Below are 22,228 nucleotides of genomic sequence, written 5' to 3'. Positions count from 1 at the left end.
ACCGCTATCGCCACTTCATCTGCTTCCTACAGCCTAGCCCGCATGAAAGCGCTGGCGCTGGGCCTGCTGCTGCTCGCGGCGCTGGTCTACATGGCCGCCGTGGTCCTGGGCCCGAGGCATGGCGCCTGGGGCTATGTGGCCGCTGCAGCCGAGGCCGCCATGATCGGCGCGCTGGCCGACTGGTTTGCCGTGGTGGCGCTGTTTCGGCACCCGCTGGGTCTGCCCATTCCCCACACCGCCATCATCGCCGCCCACAAAGACCGCCTGGGCGCAGCGCTGGCGCGCTTTCTGGGCGACCATTTTCTGACGAAAGAACAGGTGGGCGAAGCCCTTCAGCGCTGGGATGTGGCCGACCACCTGGGGCGCTGGCTGGCCGACCGCACATCGGCGCAGCGCCTGTCCGACTGGATCTTGCAGGCAGCGCCCAGCGTGTTGGCCGGCCTGGACCACGCGCCCCTGCGCAGTGCCGCGGCCCGTCTGGGGCAGCGCCTGCTGGGTCAGGCCAACCTCGCCGAGCTGAGCGGGCAAACGCTCACCGCCCTGACCGAACACGGCCACCACCAGCAATGGCTCAATGGCGTGCTCAATCAAATCGCCGAATGGGCCGAGCAAGACAATGTGCAGGCCGGCTTGACCGAAGCCATCGCCCGCGAGCTCAAAGAACTGAAATATCTGCGGCTCGACCAGGTGGCAGCCCGTCTGGCCACCCACAAACTCGTGACGGCCCTCAGCCGCACGCTGAGCGAAGTGGCCGAAGACCCCGATCACGAACTGCGCCAGCGCTTTGATCAATGGATGGTGGACACCTTGGCGCGTCTGCAAAGCGATCCAGAATGGCAGGCCAAAGTGGCGGGCTGGCGAGATGAATGGCTGGTCCAGCCCGGCATGGACGCCCAGATCGAGAGCTGGGTGGGCGAGCTGCTGGACAAACTGCTGTCTCTGGCCCAAGCGCCCAGTGCCAACTTGCGCGACCGGGTGGCCTCAACCGTGCAAAGCCTGGGGGAGCGGGTATTGGCCGAGCCGGCCTTGCGCCAGGCGATTCAGGCCCAGGCCCAGCCGCTGTTGCTGGACTTGCTGGAGCGCAACCGCCCGCTGCTGCTCGAATTTGTGACGACGCGCGTGCAAGCCTGGGATGCAGCAGAAATGAGCGGCATTCTGGAACAACACATCGGCCGCGATCTGCAGTTCATCCGCATCAATGGCACGCTGGTGGGGGCCTTGGTGGGTTTGGTGTTGCATGCCTTGACGCAGGTGGCACTGGCTTGGCCTTGGTTGCAGGCGGCTATGGGGAGCTAACTCACACGTCGTATTGATGATTGGACTGCACCCGCTTTCGCAGGCAAACATCAACGTCCAGTTTGAAATTGCCCGGAGTCCATAAGACCCGATCCCCATTCCCACGAAGTCCAGAACCGATATGTCACGCAATAAAGCGTGAGGAGAAACTTCGGCTCAAGGAGGTGATTGCGGCACTCACAGCGCTTCGCCATCTTTTGGAATATCCCATGCCGTAAGCTGTTCACCCATGGACTCACTTGCGCTCACCTTCCGCCCAGCCACCCGCGAAGACCTGCCTCGCCTCGTTGAGCTGCTGGCCGACGACCCACTGGGCGGCCAGCGGGAAAGGGTTTCTACACCGCTCCTTGAGGGCTACTGCTCGGCTTTCACGGCTATTGACGGCGACACCAACAATGAGCTGGTGGTCGCGGTGCTTGAGGGCAAAGGCTTGATCGGCGTTCTGCAGTTGACTTTCATTCCGTATTTGACCTACCGGGGTGGGTGGCGCGCTCTGATCGAGGGGGTGCGAGTGGCTGCGGACATGCGATCGAGCGGCGTAGGCGGGCTGATGTTTCTCTGGGCCATTGAGCGTGCCAAAGTGCGCGGCTGCCACATGCTCCAGCTGACTTCCGACAAATCGCGCCCCGATGCCATTCGCTTCTACGAAGGCTTGGGCTTCACGGCGTCACATGAGGGCATGAAAATGCAGCTTTCGATGGGCCAAGATCTGAATGCCTGAAGGCTCCATTTCGCCTCGACCGGTACATCCGCGAGGCGGTATGTTGAGCAGGCAAGCAGGCGTTTTGCACAAAAGAAGGTTCTGTGGATATTCTGAAAACACTTGCGCTCTTTGTTTTGACGGCGTTGGCTGAAATCATAGGCTGCTACCTGCCGTATCTCTGGCTCAAGCAAGGGCACAGCGCATGGTTGCTGGTACCGGGGGCGTTGAGTCTCGCGGCTTTTGCCTGGTTGCTGACCTGGCACCCTCAAGCCGCAGGCCGCGTGTATGCCGCGTACGGTGGCGTCTACATCTGTGTTGCCCTGGCATGGCTCTGGGCAGTCGATTCTGTGCGGCCCACCATGACCGATGTCGTGGGGGCGGTCGTCTGTTTGTTGGGGATGGCCATCATTATTTTTGGCCCGCGCTGGGCCTGACCCACTGTTGCGGTTGACGCCCAAAACGTCGGCGTGGCTTGAATGCCCTCTCTGTATGGAGATCCCCTGCTGCGGCGTTTAAATCATCGCCGTGCGTCGATGCCACAGGGGTTGGCGTGGGAGCACTTCTTTGCTATGGGCGATGCGGTTGCTTACGGGCAAGACGCGCCCGCAACTGCAGCAACAGGGGCAGTTGAGGAGGGCGCCTCCGGCCCCAGCGTCAACAACCCGGCCGCACTAAGATAGTGCTTGGTGCACGGTTGCCCGCTCGGGTAGCGGTTGTGTGCCTGGGATGTGTGGACGACCTCACATCGCTTTGCATTTTCGGGACGACCCGCCTTTTTTTGGTGGGGATCTATATGCATTGGCTCATTCTTGTTCTGGCCGGGCTGTTTGAAATCGGCTGGGCGGTTGGCTTGAAATACACCGACGGCTTCACCCGCCTGTGGCCCACGGTGTTCACCTTGCTGTCGATGGCGATCAGCTTCGGCCTGCTCGGACTTGCCTTGAAATCCTTGCCATTGGGCACTGCCTACGCTGTGTGGGTGGGCGTCGGTGCGGTGGGGACCGCCTTGGTGGGTATGGTGTTGTTGGGCGAGTCGGCGAACACGGGCCGCTTGCTCAGCCTGGCGCTGATCGTGGCTGGCATTGTGGGCCTGAAACTGGCCACACCGACCTAGAATCGGCTGAAGAGCGCGCGCTCCCAACGCTGCAAAGCTGGGGGGCGGCTATAGTGCATTTCCATTCGATTTCAGGAGTGCACATGTTTTCATTGATTGGCCAAGTGGCCCTCGTCACCGGCGGCAACGGGGGCATCGGCCTGGCGATGGCGCGTGGCCTGGGCCGTGCGGGTGCGCGTGTCGTGATTGGCGCCCGCGGCGGCATCAAATCGGCTGCTGCTGTCGATGAGCTGAAGCGTCTGGGCATCGAAGCGTTGGCGATTCAGGTGGACGTGGCCGACGAGGCGTCGGTCGCCGCGCTCGTTCGCGACACCGTGGAGCGCTGCGGGCGGCTGGACATTCTGGTCAACAACGCCGGCATCAACATCCGTGGCCCTGCCCAGGATCTGGAGCTGGAGCAATGGCGCCAGGTTATTGATACCAACCTGACCAGCGCTTTTCTGTGTTCGAAGGCCGTGTACCCGCACATGAAGCAGGCGGGCGCAGGCAAGGTCATCAACCTCGGATCCATGTTGTCCATTTTTGGGGCGAGCTTTTCCCCGGCCTACGGAGCGAGCAAGGGGGGCATTGTGCAACTCACGAAATCGCTTGCCGTTGCTTGGGCGCCTGACAACATCCAGGTCAACGCCATCCTGCCCGGGTGGATTGACACCGAGTTGACCCGCAAAGGGCGCGCCGAGGTACAGGGGCTGCACGAACGCGTGCTTTCCCGTTCGCCCACTGGCCGATGGGGTACGCCCGAAGACTTTGAGGGCGTCGCGGTATTTCTTGCCAGCGCACACGCGAACTTCGTCACGGGTACGGCCATTCCGGTCGACGGTGGCTACTCTTCGCTGGGGTAAGGCCTTGCGAGGCCCCTTCAAAAGGTGTGTGTTTTCTGAAGGCAGGGCGCTGGTGCCAGCCTGCTTATTTCGGTGCAGCTGTCTTCGGCTTGAAATCGCAATAGGCCGATACCGCACACTGATAACACAGGGGCTTGCGCGCCTGGCACACATAGCGCCCGTGCAGGATCAGCCAGTGGTGTGAGTCCACGGCGTATTCGGCGGGTATGCGCTTCATCAACTGCTTCTCAACGGCCAGCGGGGTGCTGCCCTTGCCCAGGCCCGTGCGGTTGCCCACGCGGAAAATGTGGGTGTCCACCGCCATGGTGGGCTGGCCGAAGGCCACGTTGAGCACCACGTTGGCCGTTTTGCGGCCCACGCCTGGCAGGGCTTCGAGGGCTTCGCGGGTGTCGGGCACCACGCCACCGTGTTGATCGACGAGGATGCGGCAAGCGGCCATCAGGTGCTTGGCTTTGCTGTGGTACAGGCCAATGGTTTTGATGAAACTCTCCAGCCCTTCCAGGCCCAGATCCAGGATCTGTTGCGGCGTGTTGGCCACAGGATAGAGCTTTCGCGTGGCTTTGTTGACACCCACGTCGGTGGCCTGGGCTGACAACAACACGGCGGCCAGCAGCTCAAAATTGCTGCTGTATTCGAGCTCGGTTCGCGGCTCCGGGTTGGCCGCTTTGAGCGTGGCGAAGAAGGCCTCGATGTTTTGGCGGTTCATAGAGGCGTTACCGATGGTGTGTTGTTTGGCTGGGTGATCAAAGCGCCACGCCTTGGGCTGCAAGGCGTTCTTTCACCCGCTTCTGAATCATGGGGGCTAACACCTGACCCCATTGCGCGCCCACTTCGAATGACTCTTGTGTCAGTGCCGGCATGACCGCGATCATTTTTTTGCCGATGTCGGTCGCGTAGAAGCTGCGCAGCTGCTGGATGTCGGTCGCGGTGAAGTGCTTGTGGTACAGGTGCACCATCAGCTCGTTAAAGCTGCCGTAATTCTCCGTGAACACTTCGCTGGTGGTGTTGATCACGGCTTGCTCCTGCTCGGGGGTGAGGTCGTTGCGGCCCTTGCGCAGGTTTTGTACAAACGACTGCATCATGGCGTTGGACATGGCCTTCATGTTGGTCGCCACATTCATGGTGGCCATCAATTGCTCGATGTCGGCGCGTTTGGCGGGTTCGAGCGGTGCAAGCTCGGCGTGCCCTGGCTGGGCGAGCAGCAGGCCCAGGGTCAGCAAGGCGACCCGACACAGTGCGACGAAGCGCATGAAAATCTCCTGAGCAAAAAGGGGCGCCGGCGCACCAGGCGCCGGCGAATAGCCCTATCTTAGGTGCTCAGGAGAGCTGGAGCAGGGCGGGCGGATGCTGAGCCCTGACCGGACTCAGTGAACGGTGGCCGATGCAGCGAATTCCCGAGCTTCGGCCATATGGGCGAGGAGCCATTCGCGGTCCAGCTGCAGGGCCACTAGCAGCTCCTGGGGTACTTCCGAGATGTCTTTCGAGGTATCAACATCGGTTGTGGCCAGCAGCTCGGCCAAGTGCAGCACGCCGCTCAGGCGGCAAAAGGGGCGCATGGCAAGGGGGTCACCCGAAGACTCCAGGGCGTCAATGATGCTTTGCGGAAATTTCCAGCGGCGGGCCATTTCGGCCGTGATCTGGCCTTCGGTGAACCCGAGCAGCGAAGCTTCTCGTTCCCAGCGGCCGCCGGGGTAGTGGGGCTTTTGCTCGATGGCGGCCAGCGCTTCGGGTTGGTTTTGCACGATCATCAGTTCGCCCAGGCGAACCATGAAGCCGCTCAACCAGGCTTGCTGGCTGTCTGCCCCCATGCGGCTGGCCAGCCATTGGGCGTAGGCCGCGCAAGCCTGGCTCTCGCGCCAGAAGGTGTCGCGGTTCAGACCGGGAGCCACGGGGAAGGCGTCGCTCAGACAGGCCGAGAGCGCCAGTGTGCGCACCTGGGCCATGCCCACCACGGCCATGGCATCTTCCAGGTTGCTCACTTCACGCGAGACCCCGAAGCGCGCGCTGTTGGCCAGGCGCAGCAGCTTGACCGTCAGCGCCGGGTCTTTGGCAATGGTCTCTTTGAGCTTGCCCATGGGAATCTCGTCGTCGTTCAAGCTGCGGATCAGCTCGTGAGCAACTTCGGGCATGGTGGGCAAGGTCAGGTCTTTGACAAAGGCGGCCACGTTGGACATTGAACATCTCCGGGAAAAATGGGGCAGGAAGGGGTTGGGCCCATTGTTCCGGGAATGGCGGTTTTTGAGGGATGGAATTCCACGGGAATTACCCGCCAATACGGCCCATTGGAAGGCGCCTTGAACCAGACGTTGAGCTGGGTGGGCCGGTTCAAAGACCCAGCCAGAGCAGCAGTTTGGCCAGCCGCTGTTCGCTGCCGGTATCAAAGGCTTGCAGCTCTATGGTGTCTAGCACCTTTTGCCCGGCCGGCGAATCGGGCAGCTTGCGCAGGCTTTGCTGGATGGCAGCGACCTCTGCCGTGGACAGTGCGTTGCTGGCGATCAAGGGAAAGTAGGGTTGAGGCTCGCTCTTGTGCAGCACACGGTGGCCCTTGGCTTCCCAGCTTTTGGCCACACCGGAATACGACGCCACGCCGCCGACATCGGCAAAACTGTTTTCAAGGAAAAAGGCCACAGCCCCTTGTTCCTTGACCCGCTTCACATCTTCCTGTTCGAGGTCGATGCCCTGGCGCTTCAGCTCGGCCGTACAAAGCTTGGTCATGTAGGCGGCCGGGTTGGGCATCACCATCCGTTTGCCCTTGATCTGGGACAGGCTGGTGAGCGTTGAGCGCTTGGGAACAATGATGAAACACTGCCCGTCGGGCTTGCCCGAGGCGACATACTGATAGCCATGGTCCCGGATGGCGCGTGCCGGGTAGTCGCTGGGGCGGGCCATCGCCAGGTCAAACCGCTTTTGCGTGAGCCCGTCTTCGAGCGCCGAGAACTCCCGGATGAAGATGACCGCCACGTTTTTGTTGATGCTGCGGCCGATGACGTCAGCCAGCCCTTGGTATTTGGAAATCACCCGGGCGTGGTCGGTGCCGCCCGATGAGCCTTCGCTGATCGCCAAAATCAGATCGCGGGCCGAGGCTGACGGCGCCAAAGCGCTCAGCACCAAGGCCAATGAAATCGCCAGCGGCGTGAAAAACTGTCTCATGCTTATATGGTTACGGGTTGTTTTGAGTTCATTCTTGGTGATCTTTGTGTCAGCGGCAAGTCCCCTCGGCGTGTGCCGTGGTGCGAACTGGCTGTGCGGCACGGGGGGGGCGATGAAAGGTGTGTTTCGCTGGCCGGTCCGCCCTGTGTGACGCGGCTGGGCCTGGAGTTGGTCTAACATCGTCAGACACACCACCCTTTCTATACGGACCCGCCATGCCGATTGCCTTTGCCGACCGCCTCAACAATGTCGAAACCTCAGCCATCCGTGAGCTGTTCAAGCTGCTGGGCAAACCCGGCATCATCAGCTTCGCGGGCGGCTTTCCCGACAGCGCCTTGTTCGACGTAGACGGCATCCGGATCGCCGCCAACGCGGCGCTGACCCATGAGCCCGGTGCGGCGCTGCAGTACGGCGCGACCGAAGGCTACCAGCCCTTGCGCGAAGAGATCGCCCGCTTCATGGGCAACAAGGGTTGCACCGATTTGGCGCCCGAACAGCTCATCGTGACCACCGGCAGCCAGCAGGCGCTGGACTTGCTGGGCAAAACCCTGATTTCTCCCGGCGACAAGGTGATCGTCGAAGGCCCCACCTTTCTTGCCACCATCCAGTGTTTCAAGCTCTATGGTGCCGAGCTGATCAGCGCGCCCGTTGATGGCGACGGTGTGCAGACCGATGCCTTGGAGCGCCTGATCGAAGAGCACCACCCCAAGTTCGTTTACCTGATCCCCACCTTTGGCAACCCCAGTGGTGCCTTGCTGCCGGAAGAGCGTCGCCGCAAAGTGTTGGCCATGGCCGTGAAGCACCAGACGCTGATCGTGGAAGACGATCCCTATGGCGATTTGTACTTTGACGCGCCTCCTCCCCCCAGCCTGTTGGCGCTGAGCGCATCGGTGCCTGGTAGCCGTGAGTTGCTGGTGCATTGCGGTTCACTCAGCAAGGTGCTCAGCCCAGGCCTGCGCGTGGGCTGGATGGTAGGGCCGGCCGAACTCCTGAGCAAAGCGACCATGTGCAAACAGTTCAGCGATGCCCACACCAGCACCTTCGCCCAAGCCACGGCGGCCCACTATCTGAAGTCGGGCCGCATGCAGGGCACGCTGGAGCGGGTGCGCAAGGTTTACGCCGAGCGCGCCCGTGCCATGGGCGAGGCCCTGCGACGAGAGCTGGGCGCAGCCGTTGAATTCGTGCAGCCTGCGGGGGGTCTATTTATCTGGGCCCGACTGACAGGCCAGACTGGCTTGCTCACCGATGGCGCTGAACTGGCCAAACGCGCGATTGAAAACAACGTGGCGTTTGTGCCGGGCGCACCGTTTTACGCCAGCAACCCGGATCTCTCAACCCTGCGTCTGAGCTTTGCGACCGTGGGGCTGGACAAAATCGAAGAGGGTATCCAGCGCCTGGGCGCTTCGCTGCAGCAGGCCTGATTTCAGGCTGTAGCGCCTGAAAACGAAGCGCCTTCAGCGCACTGAATGCGTTGTTCGGCCTTGCCGGGCTGCTGCCGTGTCAGCGGCCTCTCGCCATGCTCCCGCTTTGAATGCCAGTGGGGTTGAAACGGGGCAGGGCAGCGGCCCCTGTCATGCGATGTCAAACGTGTGGCAGCCGAACCGGCCCTGGCGCCGGTCTTCGAAGTAGCGCTCCAGCGTTTCGCGCACGGTTCGAAAGGCGATTTCGTCCCAAGGGATCTGATCTTCGGTGAAAAGCCGGGCTTCCACGGTTTCGAACCCGGGGTCAAACACCGGGCTGAGGAGTCGGGCGCGGTAATACAGGTGTACCTGCCCCACGCGGGGCACGCTCATGAGTGTGAACAGCTCGCCCATTTCGATCTGGGCACCGGCTTCTTCAATCGTTTCGCGCAAGGCGCCTTCGGCGGTGGTTTCCGCCAGCTCCATGAACCCGGCGGGCAAGGTCCACTTGCCTTTGCGGGGTTCGATGTTGCGCAGACACAGCAGCACCTGGTCGCCTGTCTCGCCCCAGACCGGCACCGTTCCCACCACGTTGAGCGGGTTTTCGTAATGGACCGTGTGGCAGCTGGTGCAGATGGCGCGGGGCTTGGTGTCGCCGTCATCGGGCAGGCGGTAGATCACGGCTTGGCCGCATTCGCGGCAGAATTTGATGGGGCTGCGTTGCATGGACAAAGTGTAAGGGGGTGGTCGTGTGACGGCGAAAAAAAGGGCTTCCGGAGAAGCCCTTTGATTTCTGGCAGATGCTCAGGATCCCAATCAGCCCTTGACCATCTTGCCGTGTTTTGCGATCAGGCTGCGGGCCGTGTCCAGCAACTGTTTGCCGTTGAAGCCGCGCTTGTCCATGTCTTGCATCCATTCCACTTCCACCAGGCGCGCCTTGCGCTTGAATTCCTGGGCTTCTGCGGCGGGCACGGTGTAGATGGTATTGCCCAGTTTGACGGCCGATTCACGCCCGGCAGCATCGCCCTGCTGCTGGATCCGGCCCAGCCAGCCCGATGTCTCCAGACCGGAGTTTTTATCGATCACCGCCTTGAGGTCGGGCGGGAGAGACTCGTATTTGGCTTTGTTCATGGCCATCACAAAGGTGGTGGTGTAGAGGGCGCCGCCCGCAGGGTCGAACTCGCTGTGGAATTTGGCCAACTCTTGCACCTTGACCGCGGGGACCACTTCCCAGGGGATCACGCAGCCGTCGATCACACCCTTGGAGAGCGAGTCGGTGATGGCTGGCAGGGGCATGCCGACGGGGGTTGCGCCCAGCAGGCCCAGCATCTTGGTGACCTGGCGTGTTGGGCCGCGCACCTTGGAGCCGACCAGATCGGCAGCGGTCTTGACCAGCTTGTCGCGCATGTGGATGACGCCAGGGCCATGCACTTGCAGGGCGATGGGGTGCACGTCGCGGAACTCGTCCTTGGCCACGGTCTGCACATATTCCCAATACGCACGCGAGGTGGCTTCGGCGTTGTTCATCATGAACGGCAGCTCGAAGGCTTCGATGCGGGGGAAGCGGCCAGGGGTGTTGCCAGGCAAGGTCCAGACCACATCAACCACGCCGTCTTTGGCCTGGTCGAACAGTTGCACAGGCGAGCCGCCCAGCTGCATGGCAGGGTAGGCTTCGAACTTGATGCGGCCGCCTGAATCCTTGGTGACCTTGTCCATCCAGGCCTTGTGCATGTTGATCCACACATTCGACTGCGGGGACATGAAGGTGTGGAACTTGAGCGTGACGCTTTGCTGGGCAAAGCCCACCAGGGCCGGGGCACCCAGAGCGATGGCTGCACTGGATTTGATCAGGGTTCTGCGTTGGATCATCTGGGGTCGTCTCCTGGAAGGAAAGGGAAAGGGCGTTCCGAGCGGCTGCTGCTGGGGGCAGATTCCGCAGGGCACTGTGCACAAGGTAATCGCCGCGCGCCGCTTTGTTGAGAGGTCAAACCCTCAAGCGGAACAGCGCGATGGCGTAAAAATTTCGAAGGGTGAAATCAATTTACCTAAGTGAAATTATAGAGACCGATCACTTCGGGTAAACCCCCAATGGGTCCGGCTTGAGCGTCCATTGCTCGGTGGGCGCTTCAGACCACCTTGAGTTCAATGCCACAGAGGCCATCAACGCCGGCGCTGAGGGTATCGCCGCGAACCACCGCAGCCACGCCAGCCGGCGTGCCTGTGTAGATCAGATCTCCCGGCTGCAGCTCCCAGGCCTGAGAGAGGTGCTGGACGATTTCACCAATGTTCCAGATGAGCTGCGACACGTTGCTGCGCTGGCGGTCTTCGCCGTTCACTTGCAGCCACAGAGCGGCTTGCTCAATGTCGCCGGCTTGTGCCGCGGGTGTGATGGCACCGATGGGGGCCGAGTGGTCAAACCCTTTGCCGATGGACCAGGGGCGGCCCTGCTTTTTCATCTCGCCCTGCAGGTCGCGTCGCGTCATGTCCAGGCCCACGGCGTAGCCAAAGATGTGTTGTGCGGCGTCTTCGGCGCGGATGTTGCGCCCGCCCTGGCCGATGGCGACCACCAGTTCAATTTCATGGTGGAAGTTGGCAGTGAGGCTGGGGTAGGGCAGCGGCGCAGTCAGACCTTCATCGGCGACCACGACGGCATCAGCCGGTTTGAGGAAAAAGAACGGCGGCTCGCGGCCGGTGAAACCCATCTCCTTGGCGTGCTCTTCGTAGTTGCGACCCACGCAGTAAATGCGGTGGACCGGGAATCGCTCGCTGCGGCCCGAGACGGGCACGGAGACAGTGGGCGATGGTGAGAATGTGTAGTTCATGGATTTCCGTTCAAATGACTCGGACCCTTTTGGTGGCCGTTCGAGTCTTTATAGAAGAATACTCTCAGTCCACCTCGGCCCATACCGACCACCACAATTTGGACTGAAATAAACACTTGTCACTTCGACTGAAGTTCTAGTAAAAAAATGGGATTATATCTAGCAGCAAAAAACTTATAGAGGTGCATGCCAAAATTAAATAGGCTGCTAAACCCCATGGGTTAATTGAATGACTTGGTCTATTTGCCAAAATCAAAGGAGTTATGAGGAAAAGTAGCGGCAGAAGATATCGCCCTTGCACTCCCTGGATCGAATTGCTCGATGGGGGAGTCCAAAATAAAAACATTGACATAAAAATCCCAATGAAAGACGCTATCACCGCCAAAATCCCAAAAACAAGTAGTGAAAGGCTCCATTTGTTGGAAAATCTGAGATTGAGAAGCCCGAAGAATACCCAAACTATCAGAGTGATTGCCGCAGTCCACATCGCAGGTGGAGATATGGGCGTTGTTAACCATCCGGCATTGCCGATTCCTTGCTGAAGAAGGCCTAGCCAGTCATTGGATATGGTGTGAATAAGTAGATCAAAAACCTCAAGTGGTCGATCAAGCAGGCGGGACATTTGAAGTTGTTGGGCTTCAATACTGCCTTCGAAGTATGATTTAGAAGTTTGGTAGTAGTATTGGAGCGATCCAGCAATTGAGGCCGCCCCAATCGATGGGGCCAGATAAGAGAAACTCCTAAAATTTTTCCACTTTAATAGTGGCACCAATATGATTGCGAAAAATGGAAGATAGACAATTTTTGAGTTCCATAGGATGAAGATCGCTATGGCCAGTTTCCAACGAGAGAAATTCTTGTCCTCAATCATACTGGCAGCGGTGATGCCGAATAACATCGCTGCTCCGATCGATAGATAGTCGGCGCTTATAGCAGATCCTTGGTTGATGACCATTGGTATCATCAGGAGCGGGGCGCAGGCGACGAATAAGTGCTGGTTTGTTTTTCTGGCCAACCAAATTATTGCCACAAACGACAAAACGAATGACAATCGTATTGCGTAGAAAATGTACTGATAGGGCAGTGATGTCTTTTGTAGAAGTTTGCAGGTTATATGCGGTAAGGCATATGGAACAATGGTATTTGGTACTGCATTGGGGTAGAATCTCCAATGTTCTGACTCATAGATGGGCTTGGATACAAAATCCCGCCAAGAGTAAGTGTCAGTTCGCCTTAGTATTTCACCACTTTTTGCAAGCTCTGCCAGCTCATTCATGCTCCAATTGTATGAGTGCCCAAAGCCACCTCTTATTGGATGAACTTCTACAATTACATTTGCGCAAGTTTTTATATAGTGAGCGCTTTCATCTGCGTTCTGAAACGGTGGAATGACTAAGGTCCAAAAAATCAAAAAACCACTGAAAAGCCAGAGTGCGAGTGCTGCAGCAATCTTGTGGCTTAGCTTGCTTTCTTCAAGGCGCTTTATTGTGGCTGATGTCATGTCGAAGTAAGTTGTTTCTATTGAATTTCGACAAAACTAGGTCGCAGCTATAGAAGTTTATTAGGTTTTAATCGGGGCTTTGAGGTGAAATTGGGTTCTAATTGATGTTTGTGTTAAAAAAGAAAATTACTCTTTCGCTCGCAAGGCTGCCATTTTCTGTAAAAAATATTCGCTGACTGATCGTGGTATCCGGGTAAAATTCAATACTAGTAGAATTGAAGCTTTTTTAGTTTGACTCAGTGAGGGTTGGTATGAGTCAGAATGCTGAAAAGGCGAAAACTACCAATCTAGAGGAGTCGAGTTTGCAGTGAAAAAGTTGCTGCCTGAAATATGTCTAGTTATCCTGGGTGCCATAGCCGATGGCGTAGATCACTACGCTCGCGATGAAAATGCTTTTTTCCACGTGCACGATGCAAAGGGATGGATATATTTTTAGCAAGAGAAGGCTAGGCCGTGTTATGCAAACCCGGTTCGATCGACTATCAGTTGAAGCTCATTGTGTGCCAAATAGTCGCCAGCCCTTTCGTGGTTGATTGGGAAGTAGCGTCTATATGTCAGACTCCATTCAGGTAGCTGATTCAATGCCTCTTTGATCATCCCGAGATCGACAAAAGTGCGGTGTGTGGGATCGATTTTGAACCCCGATTTTCCGGGCAAGATGATCACAACTCTTTCGATGTCAGGCTGGGTGCTTTCAATTAAATCGCCCATGATTTTCATAGGATCATCGAAATGCTCTAGAAGGTGACTCAAATACAGAGTGCGGGCCCCATGCCGCCAAGGTATATCGGTTAGCGAAAATCCATCCTTGAAGCCGTCATACCAGTGAACATTGAGTCCTTGTTGCTGACAGTAGGTCACAGTGTTTTGGTTGTATTCAACGCCCACTGAACCTTCAGGTAGCAATTTAAGTAGTTCCCCTGCGCCGCAACCAAAATCCAGGGCCGGTCCCTTGGTGAGTTTGACAGCGGCGTTGAGGTACAGACGACGAACTGCTTGGCGCCAGCGGCTTCGTTGTACTTGATACTCGGTGTAGCTCAGGCCATAGGTGGCATGGCTACTTGATTGCAATTTTTTTGAATCCATTATGCGTCTTTGTAAAGGTTGACCAACAGCACGCCAATAGTAATTAGGAACAACCCTATCCATTGTTGGAGGTTGGGCCTCTCTTGGTAAAAATACCAGCTTGCAGCCGCCATCACAAGATAGAAAAACGAACCAGAAATCGCGAATGCGACCGTGAGTTTTTCTTGTGAAATAACAAACCACCAGACCACATATCCGATACCTTGCAAAGCCAAAGCTGTTATGACAATAGGTGATGTGGCAGCCGCCCAAACGAATGCAATCGGACCATCAGCATGCAGAACTCCAACGACACCGCCGATCCCGCGTTTGAGGATAAGCTGGCTGCCGATAGTGACCAGTGTCACAATGAGAACAAGTATTATGGTAAGCATGGTATTGAATTTCAGTTTCCGTTGCTTCGGTACGCAATAGCATAGGTAGCCGCGATGGTATGAGCAATGGGCTTTGGCCACATTCTCAAGAGTATGGCCAAGTCCTCCTCAATTCGGTATCCCTTTGCAATTCCATCAGAGGTTTCACTGTCCTCATGGATGCGATGATGCATCAACACACCACGGACCCACACAAATTCGCCTGGCTCCTGTGCCTTTCGCAACCAGGCCGCCCAATCCATGTTCAGCTTGAACCCGAGTTCAAAATGGGGTGTTGCCAGCTGGCTTCGGAGTGTTACTGAGGGGCAAGGAATCGGACTTCCGAAGCGCAGTACGTTGGTTTTGGACCAGCGATCTCCAATGACGCTACGGCCCAAAAATCCCAGCTGCAGCAGTGCTTTTTTGATTTGCAGGAGCCGCGTCCGGCTTCGCACCCGATCTTCAACGATTTCAGCATAATCTGTAAAAACCAAAGATGGGTTCTTTGCCTGTGATATCGCATCCAATACAGATGAGGTGAATGTGGGCAGATAGATATCGTCTTGATGGGCAATGGTGACCCACTCAGAATTAATCTGCTCGAGACCTGCATTCCAGTCATGTGCGATACCCTTGTTTGGGGTGTGAATATACAGTTCTGCCTGGTATTCCTCTGCCAGTTTCTCTATGCCTTTGAAGGGGGTTGATGTGGAAATAACGATGCTGCTACTGTGCCGTTGATTGCTCAAGGACTGGAGGCATGCACTCAAATAGGGAGATTTCTTGTAGGCTGGAACCAAAAAACAGTGATTCTTGAAATCGCGGTTCTTCATGCCTCCACCTTGGGTGGTCAAGATTGTGCTGTCCTGGATGGAAGGCATGTTGTATTGTGTCTAAGAAATCAGTATAGGCGTTAAATGTCTTTGTCGCTGATCGAAACTCTCATTCGTCAGAGAATTTGAGCTGAAAGTTTTCTTTCGTTGTATGGTTTTTCTCGATCGGATGCAAAATAGAATGATTTTCTGAAGCTTGATACGGGTGATAACAAATCTACTAAGAATGCAGTTGCAGTGACAGCTGCTAGGCAAGTGTAGACAGTGTAATATCGGGGTTGAAAGAAGAATGGAAAATCAATTATTTGGCAGTAGACTGATAATGCAATGGGTAAAGCGGCAAAAGCCAACATGTTGCCAATGAAAATGTTCATGGATGCGGGCCATGGTACATTTTTGAGCTTTGAAATAATGAAGGCAGGTACTGCGAGTAGCAAGGATGCAATGAAGAATATGTGGAAATGCGGGAATAACCATGGGATGTCGTAATCGACCAATGCTCGCCATCCATATGAGGCTGTGCTGCGCTCAAAACTACTCCATATAATGTTTATCCATTGAGAGAAGTCCACTGATGGCGTATGTAGGATAATGTAATCTCTCATGAGGCCGTCGCTTTGATTCGTGCCTCGGATACGATTGCTGATCATTGTACTTAGGACGTAGATCATCCCCGTGGATAGGCCGTACATCGTCAACCGAATTGCTTTCTTCTTTGTGTTGAGCGCGCTACTCAGGAGTTCACTTGTTCCAATGATGATGATGATCAGCAAGGCTGTTGGCTTAATGCTCAGGCAAAATGCTGATGCAATTCCGGCCCAGAATGCAAATCTAAAAGACGATTGAATACTCTTCAGCTTTTTTAGGTAGAGGATCAAGGTGGCCGTGCATGCTGCCAGCACAAAGATTTCTTGGTTGAAAGTAATTGATCCAAATACAAATTGCGGATTTTGACCTGTGGCAAATATGATCAGGGCGATTATGGGTTGGGGGATTCGCATTTCACAGGCGAGCACCCATAAAAGGATGAGTGAAATGAATCCCCAGGCCATTCCGCTTAATTTGGCCAAATGAAAATCATTGTCAGTGGGTATTATTGCATCAAGAGGTGCGCTGATGATTGCCGTGGCAAGATAAAATGTCGGAGCATAATTTGTTGCGGTATTTTCTATATTAGGTTTGGGATTATCGCAATCTCCCTTGGCAGATCCGGATTTTCCAATTAGGCAATAAGACTTGATATTTTCGGGTTTTATTTTCCCGTATACTTCGGGGATTTTGTGATCCCTGTAGATTGTTTGCCAGTAATCAAAATGCTGAAGTTCATCAAATGGAGATTGAAACTCTTTGTCGAAGTGAGAGGTGATATTCACAACGCCATATACCAAACTTGATAAGATCAGCGCCAAACCAAATAGTTTGTATGCAAGTGAGATTGCTTGCTTTAGATGAGTTGTCATCACTTTGGATTATTCTGCACTGTGATTTTTTTGTCCTGCTTGTTTTGTAGTCGTGGCCACACAGATGATTGCTGTTTGTTTTGTATGTCGAAGCTTAAAAATGATAGCAAAAACTGAATTCCTACCAGCACGGACATGCCTGCAAGCATCACGGTTCCTGGGCTACTGGGTATGGCGTTGTTCATGGACGATACCCAATGTGCTGCGCCAAATATGCCGCCAAAAAACAGCAGTGCGATGCCTGCCACCAACTCAACGGATGCCACTGAAAAATCTCTTAGGAAGTAGTTGTAAAAGATTCTCTTTAAAAAGTTTTTTGAGTGCTTTGAGATGAATTCACCAACAATCTGACTTACTTTTAAGTTGGATGTTTCGCCTTCGTAGCGCGAATCCATTGGAATATCCAGAACCTTGGCTTGGAGAAGGTTCAGCCGAAAAAGCATGTCGCTTTCGAAAAAATACCGATTGCTTATTTTTTCCATGGGCAGCTGCTCAACCAGTCTGGCGTGTATCGCAGTATAGCCATTGGTGGGATCAAAAATGTCCCAGTAACCAGAGGAGAATTTTGATAAAAATGACAATGCAGCATTGCCAAATATCCTCAGTTTTGGCATTCTTCCTATTTGCTCAAGATTAAAAAATCTATTGCCTTTGGTGTAGTCTGCTTGCTTTTCTATAATGGGTTGAATAAATAGGGGAATCAGTTTGGGTTGCATTTGCCCGTCACCGTCGATTTTTATGATGATTTCCATTTCATCGAGAAGAGCAGCAAAATAGCCTGTCTTCACAGCACCGCCAACGCCTAGGTTGACGGCGTTGTACAGAACCTTGACCCGTTGATCGGTGCAATTTTGATGGACCCAGTTCCCCGACTCTTCGGGGCAGGCATCATCGATCACGTAGATTTTTTCTACTTCTGGACCGATCTGGTGAATAACGTCAAGTACATGCGTTTTGACTTTGTAGCTTGGGATGACGACGGCAATTCGCATGGCTTTAAGGTTTGTCAGTTGATGTTGTGTCATGCGGCGAGGAGTTATCAAAATTCACCAAGCAAGTTCAAGTTCTACGGGTGAAATGCCGATTGATCAATTTCTGTCGGTAGTTTGCCCCGTCCTTCGATGGTTGTGCCCTATGGGGCGATCATGGCGCGAGTGACAGGGGCGCCAGCACCGACGGATTATCTCATTGGGTGCTTGATCGCTGATCATGGGAGACGTCCGGCGGATTTGTCGATGATTTCGAACAGAAGCCGGGGTGCTGAAGGAAGGTCTGCAAGATTCCTACGCCCAGCGCCTGACGTGAGACCGTGATGGAATGAACCAAATGAGCCTAGGTGGGAGCGGGTTCTCGAGCGCAAGCACAAGCGCGAGTTCCTTGAGGTGATGAACCTGGTGCGTTGATTGCGCCGCACGCAACGGTACGTAGCACCAAGAGTGGGCTTCCACCGTCTCCCCGTTGCTGCACATTCACTTCTTGCCGCAGTGGTTCAACCTCTCGGCCTCGACCCTGGACGTGGCGCGGATCGATCCGCCCATGTTCTGTGAGTTTGCCGAGTTGGACGTGGGAGGAGACCTGCTGCCCGATGAGCGCACCCTGTTGCTCCTTCGCCTCCGGCTCGAAACTCACAACCTGGGTTTGCAAAAACGGGCCAAAGTCTACGCCACGCCGATTGCGGCCCCCAGCCTCACCGGAAATTGATCGGGCGCAACGCGGCCCGGAGATGCACCAAAGCAAGAGGGGCAAATAGTGCCACCACAGGATGAACCTGCACATCGGCACTGACGCCGATTCGGACCTGGTGCACAGCGTGTCCACCACGGCTGCCAACGCGCACGACATCTCGCAGGCTCGCGCACTGTTGCATGGCGAGGACCCCGGCGTCTTTGCTGACTCGTGCTTCGGGGTGTTGGGCAAGAGTTCGCCGATCGGGCTGTCCTTGAGCAACTGGATAAGGCCAAGACCGGTATTCGTGCCGCGGTTGAGCACCCGTTTCGGGCACTCAAGCGACAGTTTGGCTTTGTGTGGGGCAAATACCATGAGGGCAAGAACACGGCCAACCTGTTGACACTGTTTGCCCTGGGCAATTTGTGGATGGCGTGCAAACCGCTTTTGTGCATGGCACAGGGGTGAGTGCACCCGCAAACGATCAAGGGGCCGGGAATGGGGTCAGGTTCGACCCTCCGCATATGCGCGAAGCGCTGGAATTCCCATCATCTGAAAAACTACGCACCAATACGTGTTTCGACTGGTGTGGTTCAGACCATTCCTGGATTTGGACAGTCTGATCGGTTGTTGATATTCGTTACTGTAAGTACGTCTTCGCGCGATCAGTATTGTCTCGCGGGAAGACGCACCACCAGGCCGTCCATCTCGGGCGTGAGCATCAGTTGGCAACTCAGGCGACTGCCGCTGTCCACCGGTGCGGCGGCGAAATCGAGCATGTCGCGCTCGTCTTGCACGGCCGCCGGGAAGCGCGCGGCTGTTTCGGCGTCCAGCATCACATGGCAGGTGGCGCAGGTGAGGGTGCCGCCGCAGTCGGCTTCGATGCCGCGAACGCCTGCGTCGACTGCGGCTTTCATCAGGCTGTGCCCGGGGTTGGTCTGGATGTCTTGGGCCGACTCGTCGGCGGCGATGAAGCGGATATGGATCATGTGGGAGAAAGAGCGGCAGAAGAAGTTCTTGAAGGATAAGGCCACTGGGCGCCGCTTCAGGTGCGGGCGAAATACTCACAGCGTTCGAAGGCCTGGGGATCGCTGGCTTCGGCGTGGCGGTGAACTTCGCTGCGCTTGATCTGGCAGAAATAGCGCACAAAGTCGGGGCCAAGGCTGGCAGTGAGGGCCGCGTCGGATTGCAGGGCGTCGAGGGCTTCGCTCAGGGTGGTTGGAATGCGCTCCAGACCCTCGGCGTATGGCGAGTCGCAGGCCGGCGGCGCCTGCAGACCCCGTCGCATACCGTCCAGGCCGGCATGAATCTGGGATGCGATGTAGAGGTAGGGATTGGCGGCGGGTTCCCCGATGCGGTTTTCGATGCGCGTGGCCGGGTCGCCTGCGCCGCCCACCACACGCAGCATTGCGCCCCGGTTGTCCTGCCCCCAGATGACCGACTGCGGCGCCAGTGCGTTGGGCTGGAAGCGGCCAAACCCGTTGATGGTGGGGGTGCACAAGGCGGTGATGCCTCGGGCATGGTCCAGGAGCCCGGCAAGCCATTGTGTGCCGATTTCCGAGAGGGTGTGGCAGGCCATGTCTGGGTGGCTGCCGGGCTCGGGGCTGGCCCGTACAAAGGCATTGCGCCCGGTTTTCTGCTCGACCAGCGATTGGTGAAGGTGCCAGCCGCTGGACATGATGTTGGGAAATGGCGGGCGGCACATGAAGCTGGCGTGATACCCGGCGCGGCGCAGCGCCTGGCGAACGCCATTGCGAAACAACACCATGTGGTCGGCCGCTGTGAGCGCGTCGGTGGCGTCAAAGACGGCCTCCACCTGGCTGGGGCCGAGCTCGATCTCCAGCGATTGCAGGGGCAGCCCAAGCGCCTTTGCGGTGCGGCGCACGATGGCCAGCGGCTCGTGAGCCAGGTCCATCAGGGCCTCGGCGTGCAGGTTGTAGCCGGGGTGGATCATCTCGACCGTTGGCGGTTCGCCCGGCCAGGCTGCGCGTTTGGGGTCGAGTTGAGGGGTGGTGTCGGTGATGCGGTAGATGTGAAATTCAACTTCCAATCCGGTCTTGAGGCCGTGACCGGAGGCCGCCAGGCGGTCCAGCGCGTTTTGCAGCACACGCCGGCTGTCCAGCGCGACAGGTGTGCCGTCTTGGAACCATGGCTGGCAGCGCATCCAGCCCGTGCCTTGAGCCCAGGGCAAAACCGTGAAGCTTTCGGGATCGGGCAGCAGCATGAGGTTGGCGGCGCCGGCAAAGCCGGGCAGGTCTGCCGTGGCGCCTGCTTCAAACACCTTCCAGGCCGTTTTGTCGCCGGTGTCCTTGAGCATCAAGGTGCCGACCATGCCCACGCCCTCGCGCAGGGCGTGGATGGCGGCGTGGGGCTCCAGCGTTTTGCCGCGCAGCTGGCCGTGCACGTCGCACCAGCCCAGGCGCACCGAATCGACGTTGCTCGCTTCGATCGCGGCGCAGGCGCGCAGGCAGGCGGCTTCGCGCGCACCGTCTTGCACGCCGCATTGAGCGGCGAAGGCAGGAGGAGTGGGGATCATGGGGTGCGCGTTTCGGCGGTGGGTTCGGCCTTTGCCTTGTCCCAGGGGGCGCCCGCGCGCTTCGCGACCACAGCGTTGTGCCACCAGGCCTCCCAGGCATCGGCCGGCGCGATGCCGTCCACCGTGTCGGGGCCTCTGATGGCGGCATGCTGCGCCGGGTCGGCGATGCCGGGCGCAACGCCACCGTCAGCCACGCTGGCAATGGCGGTTTGCAGCATGCGGCGGTTGGCCATGATCACTTTGTCGGTGGTGCCCAGGTGCTCGCGGGTGCGGTCCTGGATGGGACCCATGCTCTCGCAGGCCCATTGATCGTGCACGTTGATGTCGTCTTCGCCCATACCGAGGAAGGTGCTGTTTTGCTGCTCTTCGGCATTGAACCCCCAGTGGTTGTGGCGGCCCGACTTGGGCAGGTAGTCGGGCAGGGTCACGGCTTCCAGGCGCTGCTTGCGCATGGTGTCTTTGTCCACTGGGCCGTCGAAGCTGGTGAAGAAGGCATACCAGTGGTTGTGGGTGTCGTCCACCGGCACATGCATCTGGGTGATGGTCATGGTTTCTGAGAGCGGAATGACGAAGGTCTGAGGGAACACCGCATTGGTCACGCGCACATGGGCCAGCGCTTCGTTCATCTTGCGCAGGGCGGTGAGCTGGAAGCCGTAGGGCTGGGCGGTGAACGAGATTTCGGGCTGGCTGAATTCGCGCATGACCTTGGTCATGGGCCAGCGCTCGCCGCCCACCTCACCGGCGCTCGCGCCCCGGAACTGCTTGCCATAGCTGTCGTCGAGCGAGGCGTCGTTGAAGAAGCGGTGCAAGTACGAGGCATGGGCGGGGTCGATGCCCACCTCGAAAGACTGCAGCCAGTTGCAGTGCCACAGTCCCTTGAAGGCAAAGCTGTGGGTACCCGGAGCCTCAAAAGCGTCGAGGGCGGGGAAGGGCGGCGGTGTCTGGCCTTCGGGGCCGAACCAGGCGAACAAGGTGCCGGCTTTTTCCACCAGTGGGTAGCTGCGTTGTCGGATGCGCGAGCACAGCGTGCTGCCGGCGGGCTCGGCCGGTGTGTCGGTGCATTGGCCGGTCACATCAAATTTCCAGCCGTGGAAGGGGCAACGCAGACCATCGCCTTCGTTGCGGCCAAAAGCCAGGTCGGCGCCGCGGTGCGGGCAGTCGCGGTCGAGCAGACCAAACACGCCTTGAGCGTTTTTGAACAGCACGAAGTCTTGCCCCAGCACCCGCACCGCTTTGACCGGGCGCACCGCCATGGTCGGGGCCAGCGCGGGGTCGAATTCGTCCAGCAGCGCCACCGGTTGCCAGTACTGGCGCAGCAGTTCTCCGGTTGGGGTACCCGGCCCAACCTGGGTCAGGCGTTCATTCAGTTCGGCTTTCATGGCGCTCCTGTACGGTGTTGAGGTGATGGGGGGAGGGCAGTGGCGGGATATCCAAACGGTATCCCATTTTTATAAATCAGTGTACAGT

General features: G+C 57.2%; 22 protein-coding genes and 1 pseudogene. 7 read left to right on the top strand and 16 right to left on the bottom strand.

The window, feature by feature from the left end:
- The first annotated feature begins 42 nt into the window (after positions 1–42).
- From E5678_RS06865 to E5678_RS06845, 5 genes are all read left to right on the top strand, one after another.
- Positions 43–1,296: a DUF445 domain-containing protein gene (locus E5678_RS06865; protein WP_136177831.1), complete on the top strand. Its 1,254-nt coding sequence runs from the start codon at positions 43–45 to the stop codon at positions 1,294–1,296.
- A gap of 229 nt (positions 1,297–1,525) precedes the next feature.
- A complete protein-coding gene (locus tag E5678_RS06860) occupies positions 1,526–2,017 on the top strand; it encodes a GNAT family N-acetyltransferase (RefSeq protein WP_136177830.1) in 492 nt (163 codons plus the stop codon).
- Positions 2,018–2,100: 83 nt separating this feature from the next.
- Complete coding sequence (locus tag E5678_RS06855) at positions 2,101–2,433, top strand: YnfA family protein (protein WP_136177829.1); 333 nt, start codon at positions 2,101–2,103, stop codon at positions 2,431–2,433.
- 359 nt (positions 2,434–2,792) lie between these two features.
- Positions 2,793–3,113, top strand: coding sequence for a quaternary ammonium compound efflux SMR transporter SugE (sugE, locus tag E5678_RS06850; protein ID WP_136177828.1), 321 nt, complete (start codon positions 2,793–2,795; stop codon positions 3,111–3,113).
- Positions 3,114–3,196: 83 nt separating this feature from the next.
- Positions 3,197–3,955 carry a glucose 1-dehydrogenase gene (locus E5678_RS06845; protein ID WP_136177827.1) on the top strand — a complete coding sequence of 253 codons (759 nt, stop codon included), beginning with the start codon at positions 3,197–3,199 and terminating at the stop codon, positions 3,953–3,955.
- A 64-nt stretch (positions 3,956–4,019) separates the two neighbouring features.
- Here the strand turns inward: E5678_RS06845 and nth are convergent, their stop codons facing one another.
- The 4 genes from nth to E5678_RS06825 form a co-directional block, all read right to left on the bottom strand.
- Positions 4,020–4,661 (bottom strand): endonuclease III, encoded by a 642-nt coding sequence (gene nth, locus E5678_RS06840; RefSeq protein ID WP_136177826.1) that lies wholly within the window; start codon positions 4,659–4,661, stop codon positions 4,020–4,022.
- A gap of 37 nt (positions 4,662–4,698) precedes the next feature.
- Positions 4,699–5,205 carry a DUF2059 domain-containing protein gene (locus tag E5678_RS06835; protein ID WP_136177825.1) on the bottom strand — a complete coding sequence of 169 codons (507 nt, stop codon included), beginning with the start codon at positions 5,203–5,205 and terminating at the stop codon, positions 4,699–4,701.
- A 114-nt stretch (positions 5,206–5,319) separates the two neighbouring features.
- Positions 5,320–6,129, bottom strand: coding sequence for an HDOD domain-containing protein (locus E5678_RS06830; protein ID WP_136177824.1), 810 nt, complete (start codon positions 6,127–6,129; stop codon positions 5,320–5,322).
- A 151-nt stretch (positions 6,130–6,280) separates the two neighbouring features.
- Positions 6,281–7,105 carry a PhnD/SsuA/transferrin family substrate-binding protein gene (locus tag E5678_RS06825; RefSeq protein ID WP_136177823.1) on the bottom strand — a complete coding sequence of 275 codons (825 nt, stop codon included), beginning with the start codon at positions 7,103–7,105 and terminating at the stop codon, positions 6,281–6,283.
- Positions 7,106–7,320: 215 nt separating this feature from the next.
- On the opposite strand from E5678_RS06825, the gene E5678_RS06820 reads away from it, so the two are divergent.
- On the top strand, positions 7,321–8,526 hold the full coding sequence (locus E5678_RS06820) for a PLP-dependent aminotransferase family protein (RefSeq protein WP_136177822.1): 1,206 nt from the start codon (positions 7,321–7,323) through the stop codon (positions 8,524–8,526).
- A 150-nt stretch (positions 8,527–8,676) separates the two neighbouring features.
- On the opposite strand, the gene E5678_RS06815 is transcribed toward E5678_RS06820, so the two are convergent.
- From E5678_RS06815 to E5678_RS06775, 9 genes are all read right to left on the bottom strand, one after another.
- Positions 8,677–9,231: an NUDIX hydrolase gene (locus tag E5678_RS06815; RefSeq protein ID WP_136177821.1), complete on the bottom strand. Its 555-nt coding sequence runs from the start codon at positions 9,229–9,231 to the stop codon at positions 8,677–8,679.
- Between the two features lie 90 nt (positions 9,232–9,321).
- Positions 9,322–10,374, bottom strand: a complete 1,053-nt coding sequence (locus E5678_RS06810) for a TRAP transporter substrate-binding protein (RefSeq protein ID WP_136177820.1) — start codon at positions 10,372–10,374, stop codon at positions 9,322–9,324.
- A gap of 257 nt (positions 10,375–10,631) precedes the next feature.
- Entirely contained in the window at positions 10,632–11,327 is a 696-nt protein-coding gene (locus E5678_RS06805) for a fumarylacetoacetate hydrolase family protein (RefSeq protein ID WP_136177819.1), read from the bottom strand.
- Positions 11,328–11,463: 136 nt separating this feature from the next.
- Complete coding sequence (locus E5678_RS06800) at positions 11,464–12,828, bottom strand: DUF2142 domain-containing protein (RefSeq protein WP_136177818.1); 1,365 nt, start codon at positions 12,826–12,828, stop codon at positions 11,464–11,466.
- Between the two features lie 456 nt (positions 12,829–13,284).
- The gene (locus E5678_RS06795; protein WP_168708508.1) at positions 13,285–13,914 is read right to left on the bottom strand and encodes a methyltransferase domain-containing protein; all 630 of its coding nucleotides are present in this window, start codon (positions 13,912–13,914) and stop codon (positions 13,285–13,287) included.
- Entirely contained in the window at positions 13,914–14,288 is a 375-nt protein-coding gene (locus E5678_RS06790) for a hypothetical protein (protein ID WP_136177816.1), read from the bottom strand. Before E5678_RS06790 ends, E5678_RS06795 begins: the two co-directional genes overlap by 1 nt.
- Before the next feature lie 11 nt (positions 14,289–14,299).
- Positions 14,300–15,148, bottom strand: a complete 849-nt coding sequence (locus E5678_RS06785) for a glycosyltransferase family A protein (protein ID WP_136177815.1) — start codon at positions 15,146–15,148, stop codon at positions 14,300–14,302.
- Between the two features lie 68 nt (positions 15,149–15,216).
- Positions 15,217–16,560 (bottom strand): hypothetical protein, encoded by a 1,344-nt coding sequence (locus tag E5678_RS06780; protein ID WP_136177814.1) that lies wholly within the window; start codon positions 16,558–16,560, stop codon positions 15,217–15,219.
- Positions 16,560–17,585, bottom strand: a complete 1,026-nt coding sequence (locus tag E5678_RS06775; RefSeq protein ID WP_210732001.1) for a glycosyltransferase family 2 protein — start codon at positions 17,583–17,585, stop codon at positions 16,560–16,562. The genes E5678_RS06780 and E5678_RS06775 overlap by 1 nt, the downstream gene beginning before the upstream one ends.
- A gap of 292 nt (positions 17,586–17,877) precedes the next feature.
- On the opposite strand from E5678_RS06775, the pseudogene E5678_RS06770 reads away from it, so the two are divergent.
- Positions 17,878–18,693 (top strand): annotated as a pseudogene (locus E5678_RS06770) (transposase).
- A gap of 197 nt (positions 18,694–18,890) precedes the next feature.
- On the opposite strand, the gene E5678_RS06765 reads toward E5678_RS06770, so the two are convergent.
- The 3 genes from E5678_RS06765 to E5678_RS06755 are packed head-to-tail and all read right to left on the bottom strand — an operon-like array spanning position 18,891 to position 22,140.
- Entirely contained in the window at positions 18,891–19,214 is a 324-nt protein-coding gene (locus tag E5678_RS06765; RefSeq protein ID WP_136177813.1) for a 2Fe-2S iron-sulfur cluster-binding protein, read from the bottom strand.
- A gap of 56 nt (positions 19,215–19,270) precedes the next feature.
- Positions 19,271–20,761 (bottom strand): glutamine synthetase family protein, encoded by a 1,491-nt coding sequence (locus E5678_RS06760; protein ID WP_136177812.1) that lies wholly within the window; start codon positions 20,759–20,761, stop codon positions 19,271–19,273.
- Entirely contained in the window at positions 20,758–22,140 is a 1,383-nt protein-coding gene (locus E5678_RS06755) for an aromatic ring-hydroxylating dioxygenase subunit alpha (RefSeq protein ID WP_136177811.1), read from the bottom strand. Before E5678_RS06755 ends, E5678_RS06760 begins: the two co-directional genes overlap by 4 nt.
- Between the last annotated feature and the right edge of the window lie 88 nt (positions 22,141–22,228).

It is taken from the genome of Hydrogenophaga sp. PAMC20947, from assembly GCF_004795855.1.
Lineage (GTDB): Bacteria > Pseudomonadota > Gammaproteobacteria > Burkholderiales > Burkholderiaceae_C > Hydrogenophaga.
The sequence above is the reverse complement of the archived record's forward strand: the minus strand, read 5'-3'. Positions and strand labels throughout refer to the sequence as shown.

Excerpts from the sequence above, each read along its gene's own strand:
- E5678_RS06865 (WP_136177831.1), top strand. The coding sequence starts at position 43 with ATGAAAGCGCTGGCGCTGGGCCTGCTGCTGCTCGCGGCGCTGGTCTAC.
- E5678_RS06860 (WP_136177830.1), top strand. The coding sequence starts at position 1,526 with ATGGACTCACTTGCGCTCACCTTCCGCCCAGCCACCCGCGAAGACCTG.
- sugE (WP_136177828.1), top strand. The coding sequence starts at position 2,793 with ATGCATTGGCTCATTCTTGTTCTGGCCGGGCTGTTTGAAATCGGCTGG.
- E5678_RS06845 (WP_136177827.1), top strand. The coding sequence starts at position 3,197 with ATGTTTTCATTGATTGGCCAAGTGGCCCTCGTCACCGGCGGCAACGGG.
- nth (WP_136177826.1), bottom strand. The coding sequence starts at position 4,661 with ATGAACCGCCAAAACATCGAGGCCTTCTTCGCCACGCTCAAAGCGGCC.
- E5678_RS06835 (WP_136177825.1), bottom strand. The coding sequence starts at position 5,205 with ATGCGCTTCGTCGCACTGTGTCGGGTCGCCTTGCTGACCCTGGGCCTG.
- E5678_RS06830 (WP_136177824.1), bottom strand. The coding sequence starts at position 6,129 with ATGTCCAACGTGGCCGCCTTTGTCAAAGACCTGACCTTGCCCACCATG.
- E5678_RS06825 (WP_136177823.1), bottom strand. The coding sequence starts at position 7,105 with ATGAGACAGTTTTTCACGCCGCTGGCGATTTCATTGGCCTTGGTGCTG.
- E5678_RS06820 (WP_136177822.1), top strand. The coding sequence starts at position 7,321 with ATGCCGATTGCCTTTGCCGACCGCCTCAACAATGTCGAAACCTCAGCC.
- E5678_RS06815 (WP_136177821.1), bottom strand. The coding sequence starts at position 9,231 with ATGCAACGCAGCCCCATCAAATTCTGCCGCGAATGCGGCCAAGCCGTG.
- E5678_RS06810 (WP_136177820.1), bottom strand. The coding sequence starts at position 10,374 with ATGATCCAACGCAGAACCCTGATCAAATCCAGTGCAGCCATCGCTCTG.
- E5678_RS06805 (WP_136177819.1), bottom strand. The coding sequence starts at position 11,327 with ATGAACTACACATTCTCACCATCGCCCACTGTCTCCGTGCCCGTCTCG.
- E5678_RS06800 (WP_136177818.1), bottom strand. The coding sequence starts at position 12,828 with ATGACATCAGCCACAATAAAGCGCCTTGAAGAAAGCAAGCTAAGCCAC.
- E5678_RS06795 (WP_168708508.1), bottom strand. The coding sequence starts at position 13,914 with ATGGATTCAAAAAAATTGCAATCAAGTAGCCATGCCACCTATGGCCTG.
- E5678_RS06790 (WP_136177816.1), bottom strand. The coding sequence starts at position 14,288 with ATGCTTACCATAATACTTGTTCTCATTGTGACACTGGTCACTATCGGC.
- E5678_RS06785 (WP_136177815.1), bottom strand. The coding sequence starts at position 15,148 with ATGCCTTCCATCCAGGACAGCACAATCTTGACCACCCAAGGTGGAGGC.
- E5678_RS06780 (WP_136177814.1), bottom strand. The coding sequence starts at position 16,560 with ATGACAACTCATCTAAAGCAAGCAATCTCACTTGCATACAAACTATTT.
- E5678_RS06775 (WP_210732001.1), bottom strand. The coding sequence starts at position 17,585 with ATGACACAACATCAACTGACAAACCTTAAAGCCATGCGAATTGCCGTC.
- E5678_RS06765 (WP_136177813.1), bottom strand. The coding sequence starts at position 19,214 with ATGATCCATATCCGCTTCATCGCCGCCGACGAGTCGGCCCAAGACATC.
- E5678_RS06760 (WP_136177812.1), bottom strand. The coding sequence starts at position 20,761 with ATGATCCCCACTCCTCCTGCCTTCGCCGCTCAATGCGGCGTGCAAGAC.
- E5678_RS06755 (WP_136177811.1), bottom strand. The coding sequence starts at position 22,140 with ATGAAAGCCGAACTGAATGAACGCCTGACCCAGGTTGGGCCGGGTACC.